The organism is Pedobacter frigidisoli (assembly GCF_004331675.1).
Lineage (GTDB): Bacteria > Bacteroidota > Bacteroidia > Sphingobacteriales > Sphingobacteriaceae > Pedobacter > Pedobacter frigidisoli.
Genome location: NZ_SJSN01000017.1, coordinates 48,484 through 68,808 on the forward strand (window position 1 = coordinate 48,484; position 20,325 = coordinate 68,808).

The 20,325-nt window shown below is 37.7% G+C and carries 17 protein-coding genes; 9 read left to right on the forward strand and 8 right to left on the reverse strand.

The annotated features are described in order from the left end of the window. Positions 1-9: 9 nt before the first annotated feature. The 3 genes from ftsH (at position 10) to EZ449_RS18565 (ending at position 3,900) form a co-directional block, all read left to right on the forward strand. Positions 10-2,037, forward strand: coding sequence for an ATP-dependent zinc metalloprotease FtsH (gene ftsH, locus EZ449_RS18555; protein WP_131561687.1), 2,028 nt, complete (start codon positions 10-12; stop codon positions 2,035-2,037). A gap of 66 nt (positions 2,038-2,103) precedes the next feature. Continuing rightward, positions 2,104-2,748, forward strand: coding sequence for a LutC/YkgG family protein (locus tag EZ449_RS18560; RefSeq protein ID WP_131561689.1), 645 nt, complete (start codon positions 2,104-2,106; stop codon positions 2,746-2,748). A gap of 72 nt (positions 2,749-2,820) precedes the next feature. Continuing rightward, positions 2,821-3,900 (forward strand): 3-oxoacyl-ACP synthase III family protein, encoded by a 1,080-nt coding sequence (locus tag EZ449_RS18565; protein ID WP_131561692.1) that lies wholly within the window; start codon positions 2,821-2,823, stop codon positions 3,898-3,900. Here the strand turns inward: EZ449_RS18565 and EZ449_RS18570 are convergent. From EZ449_RS18570 to EZ449_RS18590, 5 genes are all read right to left on the reverse strand, one after another. Further along, complete coding sequence (locus EZ449_RS18570) at positions 3,897-5,381, reverse strand: tetratricopeptide repeat protein (RefSeq protein ID WP_131561694.1); 1,485 nt, start codon at positions 5,379-5,381, stop codon at positions 3,897-3,899. The genes EZ449_RS18565 and EZ449_RS18570 overlap by 4 nt on opposite strands. A 164-nt stretch (positions 5,382-5,545) precedes the next feature. Further along, positions 5,546-6,292, reverse strand: a complete 747-nt coding sequence (locus tag EZ449_RS18575; protein WP_131561696.1) for a zinc ribbon domain-containing protein — start codon at positions 6,290-6,292, stop codon at positions 5,546-5,548. Beyond that, positions 6,292-7,389 carry a Nif3-like dinuclear metal center hexameric protein gene (locus EZ449_RS18580; RefSeq protein ID WP_131561698.1) on the reverse strand — a complete coding sequence of 366 codons (1,098 nt, stop codon included), beginning with the start codon at positions 7,387-7,389 and terminating at the stop codon, positions 6,292-6,294. The genes EZ449_RS18575 and EZ449_RS18580 overlap by 1 nt, the downstream gene beginning before the upstream one ends. A 390-nt stretch (positions 7,390-7,779) precedes the next feature. Beyond that, complete coding sequence (locus tag EZ449_RS18585; RefSeq protein WP_131561701.1) at positions 7,780-8,157, reverse strand: TM2 domain-containing protein; 378 nt, start codon at positions 8,155-8,157, stop codon at positions 7,780-7,782. A 5-nt stretch (positions 8,158-8,162) separates the two neighbouring features. Beyond that, complete coding sequence (locus EZ449_RS18590) at positions 8,163-8,465, reverse strand: DUF2752 domain-containing protein (RefSeq protein ID WP_131561703.1); 303 nt, start codon at positions 8,463-8,465, stop codon at positions 8,163-8,165. Between the two features lie 269 nt (positions 8,466-8,734). On the opposite strand from EZ449_RS18590, the gene mfd reads away from it, so the two are divergent. Both mfd and EZ449_RS18600 read left to right on the forward strand, forming a co-directional pair. Beyond that, positions 8,735-12,073 carry a transcription-repair coupling factor gene (gene mfd, locus EZ449_RS18595; RefSeq protein ID WP_131561705.1) on the forward strand — a complete coding sequence of 1,113 codons (3,339 nt, stop codon included), beginning with the start codon at positions 8,735-8,737 and terminating at the stop codon, positions 12,071-12,073. Between the two features lie 144 nt (positions 12,074-12,217). Next, on the forward strand, positions 12,218-12,439 hold the full coding sequence (locus EZ449_RS18600) for a DUF3820 family protein (RefSeq protein ID WP_131561707.1): 222 nt from the start codon (positions 12,218-12,220) through the stop codon (positions 12,437-12,439). A 485-nt stretch (positions 12,440-12,924) separates the two neighbouring features. Here EZ449_RS18600 and apaG read toward each other — a convergent pair whose 3' ends face one another. Further along, on the reverse strand, positions 12,925-13,311 hold the full coding sequence (apaG, locus tag EZ449_RS18605; protein WP_131561709.1) for a Co2+/Mg2+ efflux protein ApaG: 387 nt from the start codon (positions 13,309-13,311) through the stop codon (positions 12,925-12,927). 36 nt (positions 13,312-13,347) lie between these two features. Further along, positions 13,348-14,355 carry a tRNA dihydrouridine synthase DusB gene (dusB, locus tag EZ449_RS18610; protein ID WP_131561711.1) on the reverse strand — a complete coding sequence of 336 codons (1,008 nt, stop codon included), beginning with the start codon at positions 14,353-14,355 and terminating at the stop codon, positions 13,348-13,350. Positions 14,356-14,399: 44 nt separating this feature from the next. On the opposite strand from dusB, the gene EZ449_RS18615 reads away from it, so the two are divergent. The 3 genes from EZ449_RS18615 to EZ449_RS18625 are packed head-to-tail and all read left to right on the forward strand — an operon-like array spanning position 14,400 to position 16,371. Next, positions 14,400-15,326, forward strand: coding sequence for a CPBP family intramembrane glutamic endopeptidase (locus EZ449_RS18615; protein ID WP_131561713.1), 927 nt, complete (start codon positions 14,400-14,402; stop codon positions 15,324-15,326). Next, a complete protein-coding gene (locus EZ449_RS18620) occupies positions 15,307-15,513 on the forward strand; it encodes a putative signal transducing protein (protein WP_165499807.1) in 207 nt (68 codons plus the stop codon). Before EZ449_RS18615 ends, EZ449_RS18620 begins: the two co-directional genes overlap by 20 nt. A gap of 48 nt (positions 15,514-15,561) precedes the next feature. After that, positions 15,562-16,371, forward strand: a complete 810-nt coding sequence (locus tag EZ449_RS18625) for a phosphatidate cytidylyltransferase (protein WP_131561717.1) — start codon at positions 15,562-15,564, stop codon at positions 16,369-16,371. Between the two features lie 728 nt (positions 16,372-17,099). Here the strand turns inward: EZ449_RS18625 and EZ449_RS18630 are convergent. Continuing rightward, on the reverse strand, positions 17,100-17,486 hold the full coding sequence (locus EZ449_RS18630) for an acyl-CoA thioesterase (RefSeq protein ID WP_131561719.1): 387 nt from the start codon (positions 17,484-17,486) through the stop codon (positions 17,100-17,102). A 129-nt stretch (positions 17,487-17,615) separates the two neighbouring features. Here EZ449_RS18630 and EZ449_RS18635 point away from each other — a divergent pair, with 129 nt between their 5' ends. Next, entirely contained in the window at positions 17,616-20,312 is a 2,697-nt protein-coding gene (locus EZ449_RS18635; RefSeq protein ID WP_131561721.1) for a M14 family metallopeptidase, read from the forward strand. Positions 20,313-20,325: the final 13 nt, after the last annotated feature.

Consider the following 20,325-nt stretch of genomic DNA (forward strand, 5'->3'; position numbering starts at 1 on the left):
CAAAGACAGATGAACGATAATCAAAATACAAACGAAAACGGCAAACCGGGGAAGAAACTTCCAAACATTCCAAAGAAACCGCAAAAAGGATCGAAGTTTAATATTTTCTGGGTTTACGCAGCCATTATAATTGCAATTGTTGCCGCACAGTTTTTTTTTACTAGCGATAGTGGCAAAAAAGTAACTTACGAAACTTTTGAGAGCCAAATGCTTTTACCAGGTGATGTAGATAAAATTGTTGCTTACCAAACCGAAGATTTAGTTAAGGCTGAAGTGTATATAAATAAAGATAGCTTAGCTAAAAAAGCCATTTACAAAACGGATAAAAGCAAAAGCGCAATCAATTTATCGAATACACCTACGCCAACAGTTTATTTTGAAGTTGGTGGAAAGTTTTCGGATTTGGCAGCAAAATTAAAAGAATCTCAAGCCAGTTTACCTGCTGGCAGAAAAGCGATTTCTTTTCAAGCAGAAAATCGTAGCAACCCATTAGCAAGCTGGTTCTTAAGTATCATTTTACCAGTTTTACTTTTAATAGGATTCTGGATTTTTATGATGCGCAGAATGGGTGGCGGCGCTGGCGGCGGCGGACAAATTTTCAGCATTGGAAAATCTAAAGCAACCTTATTCGATAAGGAAAGCCAAGTTAATATTACATTTAATGATGTTGCTGGTTTAGAAGAAGCAAAAACTGAGGTAATGGAAATTGTAGATTTCCTTAAAAACCCTAAAAAATATACTGATCTAGGTGGTAAAATCCCGAAAGGCGCTTTATTGGTCGGTTCTCCAGGTACTGGTAAAACCCTATTGGCTAAAGCTGTTGCTGGCGAGGCTCAAGTTCCATTCTTCTCTTTATCAGGTTCTGATTTTGTTGAGATGTTCGTGGGCGTTGGTGCTTCTCGTGTGAGGGATTTATTCAAACAAGCGAAAGACAAATCACCATGTATTATTTTTATCGATGAGATTGATGCAATTGGTCGTGCTCGTGGAAAAAATGGTGTAATGGGTGGTAATGATGAGCGTGAAAACACATTAAACCAGTTATTGGTTGAAATGGATGGTTTCGGCACAAACACACATGTAATTATTTTAGCGGCAACTAACCGTGCAGATGTTTTAGATAAAGCGTTACTAAGAGCTGGTCGTTTCGATAGACAAATTTATGTTGATTTACCGGATGTTATCGAGCGTAAACAAATTTTCGAAGTACACATTACGCCGCTAAAAAAATCAGAAGAATTAGATACTGAATTTTTAGCAAAACAAACTCCTGGCTTCTCTGGTGCAGATATCGCAAATGTTTGTAATGAAGCAGCTTTAATTGCTGCTCGTAAGAATAAAACAGCTGTTGACAAACAAGATTTCTTAGATGCTGTTGATAGAATTGTTGGCGGTTTAGAAAAGAAAAACAAAATCATCACCCCTAGTGAAAAACGAGCAATCGCTATTCATGAGGCTGGCCACGCAACGGTAAGTTGGTTATTAGAACATGCTGCGCCATTGGTTAAGGTTACAATTGTTCCCCGCGGACAAAGTTTAGGTGCAGCTTGGTATTTACCAGAAGAACGCTTAATTGTTCGTCCACACCAAATGCTCGATGAAATGTGTGCTACAATGGGTGGTAGAGCTGCAGAAAAGGTAATGTTCGATACGATTTCTACTGGCGCATTAAGCGATTTAGAAAAAGTAAATAAACAAGCCAGAGCAATGGTTACCATTTACGGTTTAAATGAAAAGTTAGGAAACATTACCTATTACGATTCATCTGGCCAAAATGAGTACAATTTTTCTAAACCATATTCTGAAGATACTGCCTTAACAATCGATAGAGAGATTTCTGCATTAATTGAGGGCCAATACCAAAGAGCAATAAGTTTATTACAAGAAAATAAAGATAAATTGATTCAATTGGCTGATATCTTAATCGAAAAAGAAGTTTTGTTTAAAGATGATTTAGAAGTAATTTTTGGTAAACGTTTGTTCGAAGCTCAAGGCGAAAGCGGAACTCCAGGACATATTACTCCAGTAGAAGCATAAATAAATAATTTCTATTATTACATTTGCTACCCTAGTTAATAAATTAGGGTAGCTTTTTTTTTAATAATGAAGGATAATACGACAGCGAAGGAACAAATACTAAAAAAGATAAGGAAAGCGCTTTTAGAAAAGCGTGAAAACCCTTATCCGAACTTAGAAGATAGCCCTTTATATAAAAAAAATACCGAGGAACTCGAAATTCTATTTGCAGAGCAACTTACGGCTGTATCGGGAAATTTTATCTTTTGCGAAGATGGCATCGATTTTTTTGAAAACATGCTCCAATTGGCTGATAAGTACAAATGGCGCAAAATTTATTGCTGGGAACCTGAACTTCAAGAATTTCTAACTAAATACGAATTTCCTTTTTACCAAACCGATAAGGATTTTGAACAAGCAGAAGTGGGCATTACGCTTTGCGAAGCCTTAGTTGCCCGCAACGGAAGCGTGATGGTTACCAATCAGGGTGCAGCGGGCAGAAGATTAAGCATTTTCCCACATCATCATATTGTTATTGCCAGAACAAGTCAATTGGTTTTAGACCTTAAGGATGCGTTCCAAATGCTTAAAAATAGATATGGAAATCAAATTCCATCGATGATAAGCAACATTACTGGTCCAAGCAGAACCGCTGATATTGAGAAAACATTAGTATTGGGTGCACATGGTCCTAAAGAGCTTTTTGTTTTCTTGATTGATGATTTTGCTTAAAAAATTTCTGTTTCTAATTTATTAACCATATTTTTATACTACATACCGATTTAGTATGCGGTATTATAATTTATGAGCAAAGTGATAAATACAGTAATTGCCGGAACGGGAAGTTATATTCCTGAGAACATTATTTCTGGTAACGAATTTTTAAATTCTACTTTTTTTGAGAATGGATCTCAATTAGAAAAGGAAAATTCTGAGATCATTAATAAATTTTCTGAGATTACGGAAATTGTAGAACGTAGATACGTTTGTCCGGAACAATTGAGTAACCACATTGGCGCAATTGCTGCTGAAAAGGCAATTGAGAATGCGGGGATCGATAAAGAAACATTAGACTGTATTATCTTTTGCCATAACTTCGGAGACATCCCGGAGGGAAGCAATCGTATAGATATTTTACCATCGTTAGCTTCAAAAGTCAAGCAACAATTGGGTATTGTTAACCCAGATTGTGTTGCTTACGATATCATTTTTGGCTGCCCGGGTTGGGTTCAAGGATCTATTCAGGCAGATTATTACATTAAAAGCGGTGATGCTAAACGTGTAATGGTTATTGGCGCTGAAACCTTGAGTAGAATCATCGATCCGCATGATCGCGATAGCATGATCTTTTCTGATGGTGCTGGAGCTGTTATTTTCGAAGCCAAGGAAGAAGCTGAGCAAAAGACTGGAATTTTAGCACATAAAACTGAAACTCATGCGGTAAACCATGGCAACCTTTTAATTATGGGCAAAGGTGCTCATCCAGAGGAAACCAATGGAAACTTATACTTAAAAATGAATGGCCGAAAGCTGTATGAATTTGCAGTTGTACAGGTTCCGCAGGTGATTAAAAAAGCGATTGATAAGGCTGGATTGAGCGTAGAAGATGTGAACATCGTTTTTGTTCATCAAGCTAATGGTAAAATGGACACTGCAATAATGAAGCGCTTATTTAAGCTTTATGGCAAGGATACCGTTCCAGAAAACTTGGTTCCAATGACTATATCTTGGTTAGGAAATAGCTCTGTTGCAACAGTGCCAACTTTGCTCGATTTAGTGTTGAAAGAACAAGTTAAAGGCTATAAGGTTAAAGCTGGAGATGTTGCTGTTTTTGCATCGGTGGGAGCGGGAATGCACATCAATGCATTTGTATATCGTTTTTAGTTTAAGCGCCTTAAACCAGCCTTAGCCTGACTTTCGATACTGCTTTCATATTCATGGTTTTTCATGGCTATAGCAAGATTAAAAGCCTCTTTTGCTTTGGCTACGTTTTTTCTATTTTCATAAACTTTACCAATTTGCAAAGCGGCATTCGCAGCAAAATAATGTTTTTGGTTTTTACCTAGATTAATGGTTGTTTGGTAAGCACTTAAAGCCTGATCGTCTTTTCCCAAATCATCGTATATTCGCCCCAATCGATAATTAAACTCAATTTTATCACGATCGCTAGAAAAATCAGAGGTTTTTTTATCATCCAAAACCTGCAAGGCCTTGGCAAAATAACCACCATCACATAATAGCCTAGCTTTTAAAAGATCAATTGCTGGAGTAGAAGCCGTTGCATCGTTTTTTGCCTGTTTATCTTTCTCCATATAAGTATATCCATTGTTAATCGTCTTTGTCGCATAACTAGCATAAGCCGATTTATCATTTTTTAAAAGCGAGATCCATCCCAAATGGATATTAGCATCCTTAATAAAATTTACGCCCTTATTCGTCTGCAAAAAGCGATTAAAATAAGTTGCAGCATTTAAATCTAGTTTATTAAGATGTGCAACACCTTCCAAATAATCAAGGTATGGAAATGGTTGATAAACGCCGCCTTCTGGTCTTTTCGATAAAATAGAAATCGCCTCCTCACTGTGCGCATTTTTGATGCAAACATAACTTTGCAAGTAACTTTTTAATAAGCTCGTATCGGCAATTCGTTCGGTATATTTCATTGTTTTTGAATACGCCAGCGGACTATGCGCTACATCTGTAAGCACGTATGCATAATAGAAAACTACCTCTTCGTAAAATGGCTCGTAAGATGATTTTGGGAGATTATCTGCCAATTTCTCGAACATATTTAATCCATTTTGTAGGTTGCCTTTTATCCCAAATGTTGATAATGCTGTTTTTAATGCTCCATCTGGAAGATTTCCCAAAACCGCATTGATTAAACCCAATCCTTTTAAATTTAGATGAAAGTTGGGAAACTTTTTAGCATTCTCTTGAAGTAGATTATTTGCCCTTTTTACTTCCATCGCGGCATTAAAATATTCACCAAAACGACCACGAATTAATGCCCATTGCAAATTGATCTCTGCTTGCGCATACAGGTAATACGGAGAGCTCTTATCATCATCACTAATCTGATCCAAGCGTGATGATTTATTGCCCTTCAATCGATCGAAATCTGCCTTACTTTCTGAAGTGAGCACTGTAAAATAATCTACATAGTTTTCTAATAGCGGAATGATAGAATTATTGGGATGTTGTTTTTTTTCTGTCGAGATGTATGCCTTTGCATTACCCAGCTTTAATTCGAATATACTTCTGTAGGCATTTAGGCAATTGGTATTGAAATCGAAGTTGGCAAAGGAAGAAAAAGGAAATATTAGTAATGCAGCTAATGCACAAAAACGCAAGCTTTTAATCATTCGGGAATTATTATAGTTTGGCGCCACTACTTTTCGGGTAGCAGAAATTCACATTTAAACAAATATCTAAATTTAACGCTAAAATCTTATTCTTGTTTTGCGTAAAAACAAAAAACGTCCTGATTTTCATCAGAACGTCTTTTAATAATTTTAAAGATTGCTACCTAAGAAGCCTCTGCTACTTCAACTGTTAAAGCCTCATCAACCAAGATACGTCCGCAATGCTCGCAAACGATAATTTTTTTACGTTGACGAATATCTAACTGACGTTGAGGTGGAATTTGGTTAAAACAACCTGAACAAGAATCACGGTCGATAGTTACAACAGCTAAACCGTTAATTGCATTCTTGCGTAAACGTTTGTAAGCAACCAATAATCTTTCGTCGATAGTTGGCTCAGCTTTATCAGCTTTCTTTTGTAAATCTTGCTCTTCCTTTTCAGTTTCTGCAGTAATTACATCCAATTCGCCTTTTTTAACATCTAAATCTTTTTTTCTACCATCTAATTCAGCTTTTGCAGCTTCATAGATTTCAGTTTTAGAAGTAATCTCGAAACCATGTTCTTTAATTTTCTTTTCAGAAACTTGGATATCTAAACCTTGAATCTCAATTTCTTTTGTTAAAGCATCGTATTCACGGTTGTTTTTAACATCTTTTAATTGAGTATCGTATCTTTTGATTGCTGCTTGAGCATCTTTGATTGTATTTTTGCGAGTTACGATTGAATCCTCAAGATCATCTAGCTCACCTTTGATTTTTGAAATTCTAGTTTCTAATCCTAAAACATCATCTTCTAAATCGGCAACTTCCATTGGTAATTCGCCACGTACTTGGCGGATTTTATCAATTTTTGTGTGGATATTTTGTAATTCGTATAAAGCTTTTAGCTTTTGTTCTACGGTTTGTTCCATTAAAACAAGTAATTAATTGGGTTTGTATTTTGCTCCGTTAAACGGATTGCAAAGTTAGTAAATTTTTTCTGAATAATTTCTACCAATAAATTTGAGGTAAATTGTTCAGTTTCAAAGTGTCCGATGTCGGCAATGATGATTTTTTCCTCTGCATCGAAAAACTCATGGTATTTATAATCAGCTGTGATAAAAGCATCTGCTCCTGCGGCGATGGCCTCTCTCAAAAGGAAACTTCCAGAGCCACCACATACAGCCACTTTTTTAATCCTTTTGCCGATAACATCGGTATGCCGGACTACTTTAGCTTGCATTCTATCTTTTACTAAATGCAAAAAATCATACGCATCCATATCGTATTCCAGCCAACCCATCATTCCCGCACCAACCAATTGATGTTTATTTTCGAGTTTGTAAATATCATAGGCAACTTCTTCATAAGGATGATTTTCAAACAAGGCTACCAAAATCTTTCTTTCTGCTTGCGTGGGATAAACCATTTCGATTCGCACTTCAGGTTCTCTGTGGCGAACACCTTTTTCACCAACAAAGGGATCAGAATCCTCATTGCCTTTAAAAGTTCCAAAACCATCTGCATTGAAACTGCATTCGCTGTAATTAGCAATATTGCCTGCGCCGGCATAAAATAAAGCTGAACGCAATTGCTCAGCCTGTGCTTGCGGGCAAAAAGTAACCAATTTTTTTAACAACCCAGTTTTCGGCGAGAGTACTTTGGTTCCGGTTAAACCTAAACGTTCGCAAATTCTGGCATTTACACCTGTATGAATACTGTCTAAATTTGTATGGATGGCATATAAAGCGATGTTATTTTTTATGGCTTTTAATACAACCCGCTCCACATAGTTTTTGCCGTTTAGCTTTTTTAATCCTTTAAAAACGATTGGATGATGGGTGATAATGAGGTTACAGCCCGTTGAAATTGCCTCATCAACAATCGATTCGATACAATCTAATGCCACCAAAGCCGCTCGAATTTCCATATTCGGATCGCCAACAATTAAACCTGAATTGTCATAATCTTCTTGATAATTCAAAGGCGCAATGCTTTCTAAATAATTGGTTATTTCTGATAATCTCATGGCATAAAGATATATAATTTGATGTTTTTTGTTTGAATGGATTTTTTGAAAGTAGCGTAGGCAGGTAATTTAGCTAACCGTCATTTCGAGCGAAGCCGAGAAATCTTTTTAAGTCGAATTGCAATGTTCAAAGATCTCTCTGTTCCGCTGCGCTTCAATCGAGATGACGGCATTTTGAACGATTGCTGTTTAAATTCTTAACAATGTTTTCCACCTAAACCCGATAGCAACGAAAAGCCCGCAAACCCGATTCTTCATCGGGTGCGGACTTGTAGTGTATAGCGGGACAAACGCTTAAAAAAAGATTCTGTCTCTGCTTTTCAAAAAATTATTTTAAAAACTTACGAAGTTCTCTTAACGCTCGCTGCCCTTGAAACTTCGTAAGTTAAATTATGCTTGTTGAAAGCCACCGCCCATTCTTACCATTTGCAAGCTTTCGAAAACCGCTTTTTGGTTGTACTCAAACGTTAGACTTTTATGGTTTATCACATCTACAATTGTACCGATTGCGCATAAACCGCCAGTAAAGAAGTATAAAATACCCATCCCGATTTGGCCGATTACAAAACGGTGTATTCCGGCAAAGCCTAAAAATCCGATTAGGGCCAACAATAAGATTTCTGATGGTTGCTTTCTACGACTACCGTAAATCATTAAGAAATTACGTAATTGTTGTTCGTTTAAGCCTGTTGTTGCTTGCTGTAAGTAGGCGTATTCTTCTGGCGTTATACCTGGTAACGACATTAAAGGCGATTGAAATATATCCATGGTTTCTATGTATTTGTTGTTTGAAATTTAAATTTGTTTCTATTTTTTATCAATGTGTAAATTCTGTAAACTATAATTAAAAGTGCCGGAAAGCCAAACCAATGTTGGGAAAAGCTTTCGGTAAATTCGCCATGAAAAATATGACTAATCGACCTGCCCAAACCGCACCCTGGACACCAACCCTCGTAGCCTAAATTTGCTAGCGGACAAAGTGTAAAGTGATGTTCATGACCATTAGCTGTTGCCAATAACACTAAAGCTGTCAGCCAGAACACCAGTTCTAGAGGCAAGTTTTTTAGGTGTTTCATCGCTTTAAAATTTGTTTTCAATGGTGATGAAGCTATCATGATTTTCTTGTATATTTTGATTTTAGGTAAATCAATGATGGTTTCATGCTTTCAATTTATATATTTTAGAGGGTTTACCAGAAGCTTTGTTACTGAAATATACGTTTATTCGACGAACCGTAAATTTAAACCGACGAATTAGGATTGGAACACGAGAAACTACGCACAAACTTAAAAAACCTTTAACAAAGTTTGCGGTTAAATATAAAAGATAAGCTTATTTTTGTGCCTTGAACATTCGCGATTTAATAAATAGATACAAAACCGACGATAGGGTAACCGAATTTACCAAAGCGTTGAACTCCGCTAAAAACCCAAAGATACAATTAAAGGGATTGGTGGGTTCTGCCGATGCCATTGTTGCGCTTTCCTCGTATTTTATACTTCATAAACCTTTGCTTTTTATACTTCCTGATAGGGAAGAAGCTGCCTATTTCCAATCTGATTTGGAAAGTGTTTTGGATAAGCAGGTTTTGTTATTTCCATCTTCGTACCGAAAATCTTTCGATTTTACCCAAGTGGATACGGCAAATGTTTTGGCTCGTGCCGAGGTCTTAAACGAACTGAATCACGATTCGGAATATGGAAAAATTGTGGTTTCGTATCCAGAGGCAATTGCCGAGAAAGTGATTGATCGCTCTGCGTTAGAGAAAAACACTTTAGAAATTAGTCTTGGCGCTAAACTGGGCATCGATTTTATTAATGAATTTTTAATTGATTACGATTTCAACAGACGTGATTTTGTTTATGAACCCGGTCAGTTTTCGATTCGTGGTGGGATTGTAGATATTTTTTCTTTTTCTTCTGATTTGCCTTACCGCATCGAGTTTTTTGGCGATGAGGTGGAAAGTATCCGTAGTTTTGAAATTGAAAGTCAGCTTTCTGTGGCCGACGTAAAATCGCTTACCATTGTACCAAACGTTCAAGCTAAGTTTTTAACGGAAAGCAACATCAGTATTCTCGATTATATCGATCAGGATACACAGCTTTGGTTTAAAGATGTTGAGTTCACTTTAGATATTATAAAAGCGGGTTACAAAAAGGCTGTCGAACTTTGGAAAGCCCTTTCGCTTGCTGATAAAACTCAAAATCCGGAATGGATTGATCCAAAATTTGCTTTTACAGATGAAAAATTATTAGGCGATCATCTTCAGGATTTTCCAATTATAGAGTTCGGTAAACAGTTCTTTTATAAAACAGAGCATCGTTTTGAGTTCGAAACTAAACCTCAGCCATCGTTCAATAAAGATTTTAACCTCTTAATCCATAATTTAAAAGAGAACGAAAAGGCCGGAATTGTAAATTTCATTTTTACGGATTCGCCAAAGCAAATTGAGCGTTTATATGCCATTTTAGAGGATATTGATAAAACGGCAAAATTTACGCCAATTAATAGCATGTTGCGTGAGGGTTTTGTCGACCCTCAAATTCAGACTGCGTTTTACACCGACCATCAAATATTTGATCGTTACTATAAATACAAGCTTAAAAAGGGTTATCAGAAAAGTCAGGCGATTACGTTAAAAGATCTTCGTGAATTAAAATCTGGTGATTATGTTACCCACATCGATCATGGTATTGGAAAATACGCTGGCCTAGAAAAAGTTGATGTAAATGGCAAAACGCAAGAAATGATCCGTTTGATTTATGCGGATAATGATTTGCTTTATGTAAACATCAACTCGCTAAATCGCATTGCGAAATACAGCGGAAAGGAAAGTGGTGTACCGAAGATGAATAAATTGGGTACCGACGCTTGGGATAAACTCAAAAAGACCACAAAAAAAAAAGTTAAAGACATTGCCCGAGATTTGATTCGGCTTTATGCTTTGCGTAAAACGCAGGCCGGAACCGCTTTTTCGCCTGATAGTTATTTGCAGACTGAATTGGAAGCTTCGTTTATTTATGAGGATACGCCCGATCAGCTAAAAGCCACGCAGGATGTGAAAAAGGATATGGAATCGCCACATCCGATGGATCGATTGGTTTGCGGCGATGTGGGTTTTGGTAAGACTGAAATTGCAGTTCGTGCGGCTTTTAAAGCTGTTGCCGAGGGAAAACAGGCAGCAATTTTGGTTCCTACAACAATCCTAGCTTTACAACATTTTAAAACTTTTTCTGCTAGATTAAAAGATTTCCCGGTTACGGTAGATTATATCAATCGCTTTAAGACAAGCAAACAAATTAAAGATACCTTAGCGGAGGCCGCAGCTGGTAAAGTTGATATCTTGATTGGTACGCATCGCTTATTAAGCAAAGATGTGAAGTTTAAGGATTTGGGCATCATGATCATTGATGAGGAACAAAAGTTTGGTGTAACCGCAAAGGAAAGACTAAAAGCTGTTCGTGTAAATGTAGATACCTTAACACTTACCGCCACACCAATTCCGAGAACTTTACATTTTTCTTTAATGGGCGCCAGGGATTTATCGATCATTAGTACACCACCGCCAAATCGCCAGCCCGTAAATACCGAACTTCATGTTTTTAATGATAAATTGATCCAAGAAGCGGTTCAATTTGAATTGGATAGAGGCGGGCAGGTTTTCTTTGTACACAACCGCGTTAACGATTTGATGCAGTTGGGCGGATTGATCCAGAAACTGGTTCCAAAAGCGAGGATCGGTTTAGCTCATGGTCAGTTAGATGGCGATGCTTTGGAAGATGTAATGCTTGATTTTATTAATGGCGAAAAAGATGTTTTGGTAGCCACCACGATAATTGAGGCTGGTTTGGATATTCCAAATGCCAATACCATCATTATCAATCATGCGCACATGTTCGGCTTGAGCGATTTACACCAAATGCGGGGTCGCGTAGGGCGAAGCAACAAAAAGGCTTTCTGTTATTTACTTTCTCCGCCGCTTTCTACTTTAACTTCTGAAGCAAGAAAACGGTTAAGTGCCATTGAAGAATTTTCTGATTTGGGAAGTGGCTTTAATGTGGCGATGCGAGATTTAGATATCCGCGGCAGCGGAAATTTATTGGGAGCAGAACAAAGTGGTTTCATTGCCGAAATTGGTTTTGAAATGTACCACAAAATTTTAGATGAAGCTATTCAGGAGCTCAAAGAAGCCGAATTTAAAGGTTTATTTGAGAACGAACCTGCCCGTCCATTTGTAGGTTTTACACAAGTTGATACCGATTTAGAGCTTTATATTCCTGATGCTTACATCACAAATATCACTGAACGTTATAATTTATACACCGAACTTTCCAAACTGAATAATGAAACGGAATTAGCTGTTTTTGAGAAACACTTGGCCGATCGTTTCGGTCCAGTTCCGCCACAGGTTAAAACGATGTTGAGTGTTGTTCGGTTACAATGGCTGGGCAAAAAGCTAGGTTTCGAAAAAATCAGTTTCAAGAAAAACAGTTTACGCGGATATTTTCTAAGTGATAAACAATCTAAATATTTCGATTCTGAAACTTTTACCAAAATTTTAACTTTCGCTCAAAATCATCCAAGGATGTGTAATCTGAAAGAGGTTAAAAATACTTTGCGCATCGCTTTTGATAATGTAGTTACTGTTGAAGAGGCCATTCAGACCTTAGAATTGATTGATTAAAAACGTTAATTCAGTCAGTTTGTTGACTGAATTAACGTTTTTACTTCAATCCATGGACTGTGTCCTCGCAGATCATTTTTTTATTTCGGTCTGTGAGGACACAGACCGAGGCGCTTAACAAAAAAATCTAGACCTTATACTTTAATGGATCCAACCTTATTACTCGATTTAGTGAAAATGCAAATGCCATATGGAAAGTATAAGGGTTATTTGATCTGCAATATCCCTGAAAGTTATTTGCTTTGGTACAAGGATAAGGGTTTCCCAAAAGGAAAATTAGGTGATTTAATGGCGACGATGTTTGAGATTCGGGTTAATGGTTTGGAATATTTATTAACGCCGTTGAAGAATCAGAATCGGTTTTAAGGCGCCGACTATAAAAAGCCATCTCTCTAAACTTGATTTATAAATAGAGTAATTATTATAAAATGTCTTGTAGTTACTTCGTGGGCAGGATATTAATGGCAGAAACCCTAAGTATTAGATGCTGAATTAAATTCAAAAAGACGTATTGGCTGGCCAGCGAAATAAAAAACCAACCATGAACGGTCGTCATCCTGAATTTATTTCAGGATCTGTTTAGCATGAAATATTAAAATTAAAGATGCTGAATCAAGTTCAGCAGGACGATAACGCTACTTACTTTCTGCATATTAACATGATTTACGCAGACAAAGCTTGTGTTATAGCGCAATCTGCAACCTTTAATAATTGCAGGAACCACTGTTCCTAAACCTGATTGACGTGGAAACCAAAAGTTTTTTCTGCTTTTGTTGGAACAAAAAGCAGGACTAACAATAAAAATGAAATACAGGCAGTGCTTTCCGAATAATTTTAGAAGTAATAAAAACCTAGTTTAATTTATACGGAGCAATCAGCTGAAACTCTGGAATATCTACATCGAACTCAGAATCATCAACAGCTCGTTTCATTAAATAAGTGCCTTTCATGCTTCCCATGTCGGTTTTTAGATTACAACCAGAAACATAAACATGTGTATCGCCTGGTTCAATAATGGGCTGAACACCTACAACGCCCTCTCCTTCAACTTCTCTACGACTAGAATTAGAATCGAAAATAAACCATTGGCGACGCATCAACTGGACAGCATAATCAGAAAGATTTGAAATTTCTACACGATAAGCGAACATAAAATGCTCGTTAGCCGGATTTGAATATTCTGGCTGGTAAATCGTTTCTACCGAAACTTTAACCCCGTCTGTAATAGCTGTAACCATGATTGTTTACGAATGTAATTAAAAACCTTTCAAAAATCAAGCCATTACCTTAGTGGCATCATAGTCGGCAAATTTTTCTGCCACTTCTGCTAAGATGCTGTAAATGTTATTGATATCTGGCTCAGCCACTAAACGCATTCGGTATGGTTTAAAATCTGGCAAGCCTTTAAAATAGTTTGCATAATGTCTGCGCATTTCAAAAATTCCTGTTTTTGGGCCTTTCCACTCTAAAGATTTATCTAAGTGGGTACGACAAACCTCTATCCGTTCTTCTATTGTTGGTCCTGGTAAATGTTCTCCGGTTTTAAAAAAGTGCTTTACTTCGCGGAAAATCCACGGGTAACCAATTGCAGCACGGCCGATCATGATTCCATCTACCTCATATTCCATACGCCAGTTTGCCGCTTTTTCAGGACTATCAATATCACCATTCCCAAAAATTGGAATCTGGATTCGAGGATTACGTTTAATTTCACGAATTAACGACCAATCGGCCTCGCCCTTATATAGTTGCGCTCTGGTTCTGCCGTGAATGGTTAAGGCCTGAATGCCCACATCCTGAAGTCGTTCTGCCACTTCATAAACATTTTTGCTATCATCATCCCAACCTAAACGGGTTTTTACAGTTACCGGTAAATGCGAAGCTTTAACAACAGCTTCCGTCATTTTTACCATTTTATCAATATCTCGAAGTAAGCTAGATCCGGCGCCCTTGCAAACCACGTTTTTAACCGGGCAGCCATAGTTAATATCAACCAAATCTGGCCCTGCAGCAGATGCAATTTCCGATGCCTCACGCATGTGCTCGATATCACCTCCGAAAATTTGGATGCCGATTGGGCGTTCATACTCGAAAATATCGAGTTTTTGTATGCTTTTGGCGGCATCTCTAATTAAGCCTTCCGATGAAATAAATTCCGTGTACATTAAATCTGCGCCGTTTTGCTTGCAAACGTAACGGAACGGCGGATCGCTTACATCCTCCATTGGAGCAAGCAATAACGGGAACTCACCTAAATCTATATTTCCTATCTTTACAGACATTCTCTATCTTCAACAATTAATAAAAACACACAAAGGTACAAATAATGAATTTTGTAACACCTAACAAGGAGGAAATCAATCCTTTCTTACAATTACTTTTACTTTTATTTTACGCATTACTTGGAGGATTAATCTTTGGGATAATAGCTGTAGCCATCACCTTAATCATGTATGGCCTTGGCTTAATCAGCAATTTCGATCTGCTTTTGGCTGGAGATGCTAGATACCTTGATGGATTTAAACTGATACAAATTCTAAGTTCCATTGGAACATTTATCGCACCACCAATAGTTTTAGCTTGGACGGAAAGGAAAAGAGTAACTGAGTTTTATAGCTTTAAAAAACCTCAACTTCTGTTGCTCATCCTTGTATTTGTTATCATGATGGTGAGCATGCCTTTTATGGAATGGACGGTTCTAATGAACCAAAAAATGGTTTTACCCGATTTTTTGAAAGGAATAGAGCGCTGGATGAGAATGAAAGAAGATGGAACCATGAAAGTGATGATGAAACTCATTACCGTTCGCAGCAACCTCGATTTTATTGTTAACCTGATTATGATTGCAGTAATTCCTGCAATTGGCGAAGAGCTCATGTTTCGTGGTGGCATTCAGCGATCGTTAACCAGAGCATATAAAAACCCGCATTTAGCAATCTGGCTTACAGCAATAATATTTAGCGCAATACACCTTCAGTTTTATGGTTTTGTGCCACGTATGCTTCTGGGCGCTGGTTTTGGTTATCTTTATTATTTCAGTGGAAGTATTTGGTATGCCATGTTAGCCCATTTTATAAATAATGCTTATGCCGTTTGCGCTGCTTTTTACATGCAAAAACACAATATGCCGTTAGATAAAGCAGACGAACCGGTTGGTTTTCCTTGGTATGGCTATTTAATTAGTGCAATAATTACCATAGCTTTGTTTAAATTTTTTAAAGATAGCGCAGAACGTGAGCGAAAATTGGATTAAGGTATATACCACAAGCGATGCATTCGCTGCTGAGGTTTTAAAACAAGGATTAACAGAAGCAGGAATTCCTGCGGTAACCATTAACAAACAGCTATCGGCTTACAATATTGGTGAAATTAATGTTCTGGTTAACAAGGTAGATTTCGATAAAGCCATAGAATATATCGTTCAAAATGAAATTGAATAAAATGCCGAACACTTTACATTTTCCATTTTCCATCTTACCTTTTTCATAATGAAAACCAGGGCAATAACCGCTTTCTTTTTTACCATTGTAATGCTTGGCTCTATCTTTTTAGGGAGCTACACGTTCACTATCTTTTACTTGGTTTTAAGTGTTTTATCACTTTTCGAATTTTATAAATTAATTAAAAACTCTGGCATTCGTCCACATAGAAATATTGGCTTGGTTGCTGGTGCCTTGATCTTTTTCATGGCTGCTGGCTTACATTACTTAAAATACGATGTTAAATATTTATTGCTTTGTATCCCGTTAATTTTCTCTGTTTTCATTTCAGAACTTTATAAAAAGAACAAGATTCCGTTCGCAAACATCTCTTATACCTTTGTGGGTTTTGTATATGTAACTATTCCATTTTGCTTTTTCCATGCTTTGGGATTTTTAAAAAACTGGAATGAGTACAATTTTCATTATCCTTTGGCTTTTTTGCTGATGCTTTGGGCTAACGATACTGGCGCCTACCTATTTGGCGTAAAATACGGGAAGCGCAAATTGTTCGAGCGCCATTCTCCAAAGAAAAGTTGGGAGGGTTTCTTCGGTGGAATGTTTACAAGTGTTTTAGTCGCCTTTGGTTTATCATTTATTTTTACCGAAAGTCCTGCGTGGGTATGGGCAGGAATGGCCGTATTAATTGCAAACTTTGGAACACTTGGCGATTTGGTAGAATCGATGCTTAAACGCAGTTTAGATACCAAGGATAGCGGTGGTTTACTGCCAGGCCATGGTGGCTTATTAGACCGTTTCGACGGATTATTATTGGCCGCTCCAGTTGTTTATGCTTATTTGTATTTGATTTTATATTAGGTTTCTCCTTTTTAACGAGAGTCATGTCCGTGATTTCTGTGCTTCCCTGGCAACTAATTTTTTGGAAATGTTCGGAAGAGCTCTTCTGAAACAGCAGCCCAACTATCCACTGTATCCCAAATGAAAAATTTGGGGATGCCGTTGCTATCTGGCTTAGAATGAAAGGTTGTTCACTTAGAATTCTAAAAACCAATTCCGTGATTTCTGCGCTTCCGTAGCAACCAATTTTTTTGAAATGTTCGTCAGAGCCTTTCGGAAACAGCAGCCCAGCTTTCCACTATATCCCAAATGAAAAATTTGGGGATGCCGTTGCTATCTGGTTTATAATGAAAGATGTTCCCTTAGAATTCTAAAAACCAATTCCATGCTTTCTGTGCTTCCCTGGCAACTAATTTTTTGGAAATGTTCGGAAGAGCTCTTCGGAAACAGCAGCCCAGCTTTCCACTGTATCCCAAATGAATAATTTGGGGATGCCGTTGCTATCTGGTTTAGAATGAAAGGTTGTTCACTTAGAATTCTAAAAACCAATTCCGTGATTTCTGCGCTTCCGTAGCAACTAATTTTTTGGAAATGTTCGGAAGAGCCTTTCGGAAACAGCAGCCCAGCTTTACACTATATCCCAAATGAAAAATTTGGGGATGCCGTTTCAATCTGGTTTATAATGAAAGATTGTTCCCTCAGAATTCTAAAAACCAATTCAGTGATTTCCGTGCTTCCGTGGCAACTCCTTATTTTATCACCTGAACAGGCTTTTTGTGCTCATCAATAGCCACAAAAGTAAAGCTTCCATGAACGGCAAGTTCTCTTCCCTCGGCATACATTTGCTCGATATATATTTCTACGTTTACCTTTAAACTTGTATTTCCAACATGGCTAACCTTTCCAATTAATTCAACAATTGTTCCCGCTGGAATCGGTTTTTTAAAATCAATTCGATCGCTACTAACGGTTACCATAATTTGGCGACTAAAACGAGTTGCGGTAATAAATGCAACTTCATCCATCAAGTGCATGGCTGTTCCGCCAAAAAGGGTGTCGTAATGATTGGTTGTATTCGGGAAAACGGCTTTAAAAATACTGGTGGTTGAGTTTTCGATTCTTTCTTCTAGGGTCATGATGATTATTTATGGGGCGAATTTAGTGATGGAAACTCGAAAATGTGCAGCTTGTAACAAATTTACAGCATGCTAATTTTAAATTGCATTCTATATTATATTTGATTAATCCAACAAACAATCCCGACTATGATAAAAAACTACTTTAAAAAGTTATGCTTTGCCTTTTTAATTGTAAGCAGTAGCGCTGTTATTGCACAAGAAGTACCAACTCCAAAATCGCATTTTGGCTTCAGCATTGGCGATGATTATCAACTCGCTACTTACACCCAAACAGAAGCTTATTTTAAGAAATTAGCCGAAACTTCTAAACGCGTAAAGTTGATAGACATTGGTAAAACAGAAGAGGGCAGAAGCCAATATATGTTAATCGTTTCCTCGCCAGAAAACATACAGAAACTGGAGCGATACAAGGAAATTTCGCAACAACTAGCACATGCAGAAATTACACCAGAACAAGCAAAAGCATTGGCGCAAGAAGGAAAGGCGGTAGTTTGGATAGATGGTGGCTTGCACGCCAATGAAACCGTTGGTGCGCATCAATTAATTCAAACGGTTTATGAATTTGCCTCGAAAACAGATCCAGAAACCATGAAAATTTTGGATAATGTAATCATACTATTTACCCATGCAAATCCAGATGGACAAGAGCTGGTAAGTAATTGGTACATGAGGGAAAAAGATCCGAAAAAGAGAAGCTTATCTGGTTTACCTAGGCTTTACGAAAAATATGCCGGGCATGATAATAATCGGGATTTCTTCATGCTAAATTTAAAGGAAACACAAAATATTGGTCGCCAGCTTTTTGTAGATTGGATTCCTCAAATTATGTATAATCACCATCAAGCTGGTCCCGCAGGAACGGTAGTTGCAGGTCCGCCCTATCGCGATCCCTTTAACTACGTTTTTGATCCAACGCTTTTAACCAGTTTAGATGCCGTTGGTGCTGCCATGCACAATCGAATGAATGTAGAAGGAAAACCAGGTTATACACAGCGTGGTGGCTCGGTATTTTCTACTTGGTACAATGGCGGTTTAAGAACGACCACTTATTTTCATAATATGATTGGTTTGTTGACTGAGATTGTCGGTAGTCCAACGCCATCTGAAATACCTTTGGTACCGGCTAGACTTTTGCCAAATAGCGATTCTCCAAACCCGATTACACCACGTAAATGGTATTTCAAAAACTCGATAGATTATTCTGTTTCGTTAAACTATGCGGTACTGAATTACGCCCAACGCTATCATGATGAATTGCTTTTTAACATTTACCAAATGGGAAAAAACTCTATTGATAGAGGTAAGAAAGATACTTGGTCGTTTTCTCCTAAAAAAATAGAAGCGATAAACAACGCGGCTAAAAAAGGTGGATTGAGTTCTGTTGCTGGAGACGACTCAGAATTTGGGGCACGAAGAGCAATGAGCGTGAAGTATTTCGACACGGTAATGAATGCGCCAACAAATAGAGATCCAAGAGGCTATATATTATCAGCTGATCAAGCAGATTTTAATTCTGCCATTAAATTTTTAAATGCCCTGATTAGAACAGGTATTGTAGTTCAAAAAGCTACTGCACCTTTTAGCGTTGCTGGCAAGAATTATCCCGCAGGAAGTTATGTGGTAAAAACCGATCAGGCCTTTAGACCGCATGTTTTGGATATGTTCGAGCCGCAAGATCATCCGAACGATTTTAAGTACGATGGTGGCGCTCCAATTCCGCCTTATGACGCCGCCGGTTGGACACTGGCTTATCTAATGGATGTTAAGTTTGACCGCATTCAGGATGATTTTTCAGGGCCTTTTGAAAGAAACCCATTTGGTAAACTTTTAGTTCCAGAAAACAAATTGCCTGCCGGATCTAGTTATGTTTTAAGTGCTGCTCAAAATGATTCTTACACTGCAGTAAACGATTTGCTTAAAAATAAGGTTGATGTTTACCGTTCAAAAGAAAATGGGGATTTTTATGTCTCTTCAGCCGGAAAGTCGATTCTCGAAAAGGCAAATGTTAAATTAAAATCAGCAGCTGCACCAAAAAATAAAACAAAGATTACTGCAGCAAGAATTGGATTGTGGGATAATTATGGTGGCTCAATGGCTTCTGGTTGGCTTCGTTTTATTATGGAACAATACCACTACAATGCAACAGTGATTTATCCACAAGATATTGATGCTGGAAATTTAAAATCTAAATACGATGTAATTATTTTTGTTGGTGGTGCCATTCCATCTGTTCAAGCAGGAGGCGCTTCATTGAGAAATTTCGGTCCGAAAGCGGAAGAAATTCCCGAAGAGTACAGAAACCGTTTAGGCCGAATTACACCTGATAAATCAATTCCTCAGTTGAAGAAATTCTTGGAAGATGGTGGGGATGTTGTAACCATCGGCAGCAGCACAAACTTGGCATATCACCTCAATCTTCCAGTTCGCAATGCGATGGTAGAAATTATAAACGGTGAGGAGAAAAGACTTCCGGCAGAAAAATATTACGTTCCAGGCAGTGTTTTAAATGTTGGCGTAGATACAAAACTTGCTTCGGCTTGGGGAATGGAAAAAGAAGCTGATGTCTATTTTGATAACAGCCCTGTTTTTAAAATAACCAGCGATGCCATTGCATCTGGAAAAATTAAGCCGTTAATGTGGTTTGAAAATGCAAGTCCGCTGAGAAGCGGTTGGGCTTGGGGACAAGCTTATCTTCAAGATGGTGTAACAGCTTTTGAGGCACCTGTTGGGAAAGGGAAGTTATTGGCTTTTGGTCCAGAGATTGCCTTTAGGGCACAAACCCATGGAACTTTTAAATTGATTTTTAACCAGTTGTATAAATAGAGAATAACCAAGC

Coding starts and splice junctions, on each gene's coding strand:
- ftsH (WP_131561687.1), top strand. CDS start 10: ATGAACGATAATCAAAATACAAACGAAAACGGCAAACCGGGGAAGAAA.
- EZ449_RS18560 (WP_131561689.1), top strand. CDS start 2,104: ATGAAGGATAATACGACAGCGAAGGAACAAATACTAAAAAAGATAAGG.
- EZ449_RS18565 (WP_131561692.1), top strand. CDS start 2,821: ATGAGCAAAGTGATAAATACAGTAATTGCCGGAACGGGAAGTTATATT.
- EZ449_RS18570 (WP_131561694.1), bottom strand. CDS start 5,381: ATGATTAAAAGCTTGCGTTTTTGTGCATTAGCTGCATTACTAATATTT.
- EZ449_RS18575 (WP_131561696.1), bottom strand. CDS start 6,292: ATGGAACAAACCGTAGAACAAAAGCTAAAAGCTTTATACGAATTACAA.
- EZ449_RS18580 (WP_131561698.1), bottom strand. CDS start 7,389: ATGAGATTATCAGAAATAACCAATTATTTAGAAAGCATTGCGCCTTTG.
- EZ449_RS18585 (WP_131561701.1), bottom strand. CDS start 8,157: ATGGATATATTTCAATCGCCTTTAATGTCGTTACCAGGTATAACGCCA.
- EZ449_RS18590 (WP_131561703.1), bottom strand. CDS start 8,465: ATGAAACACCTAAAAAACTTGCCTCTAGAACTGGTGTTCTGGCTGACA.
- EZ449_RS18600 (WP_131561707.1), top strand. CDS start 12,218: ATGGATCCAACCTTATTACTCGATTTAGTGAAAATGCAAATGCCATAT.
- apaG (WP_131561709.1), bottom strand. CDS start 13,311: ATGGTTACAGCTATTACAGACGGGGTTAAAGTTTCGGTAGAAACGATT.
- dusB (WP_131561711.1), bottom strand. CDS start 14,355: ATGTCTGTAAAGATAGGAAATATAGATTTAGGTGAGTTCCCGTTATTG.
- EZ449_RS18615 (WP_131561713.1), top strand. CDS start 14,400: ATGAATTTTGTAACACCTAACAAGGAGGAAATCAATCCTTTCTTACAA.
- EZ449_RS18625 (WP_131561717.1), top strand. CDS start 15,562: ATGAAAACCAGGGCAATAACCGCTTTCTTTTTTACCATTGTAATGCTT.
- EZ449_RS18630 (WP_131561719.1), bottom strand. CDS start 17,486: ATGACCCTAGAAGAAAGAATCGAAAACTCAACCACCAGTATTTTTAAA.
- EZ449_RS18635 (WP_131561721.1), top strand. CDS start 17,616: ATGATAAAAAACTACTTTAAAAAGTTATGCTTTGCCTTTTTAATTGTA.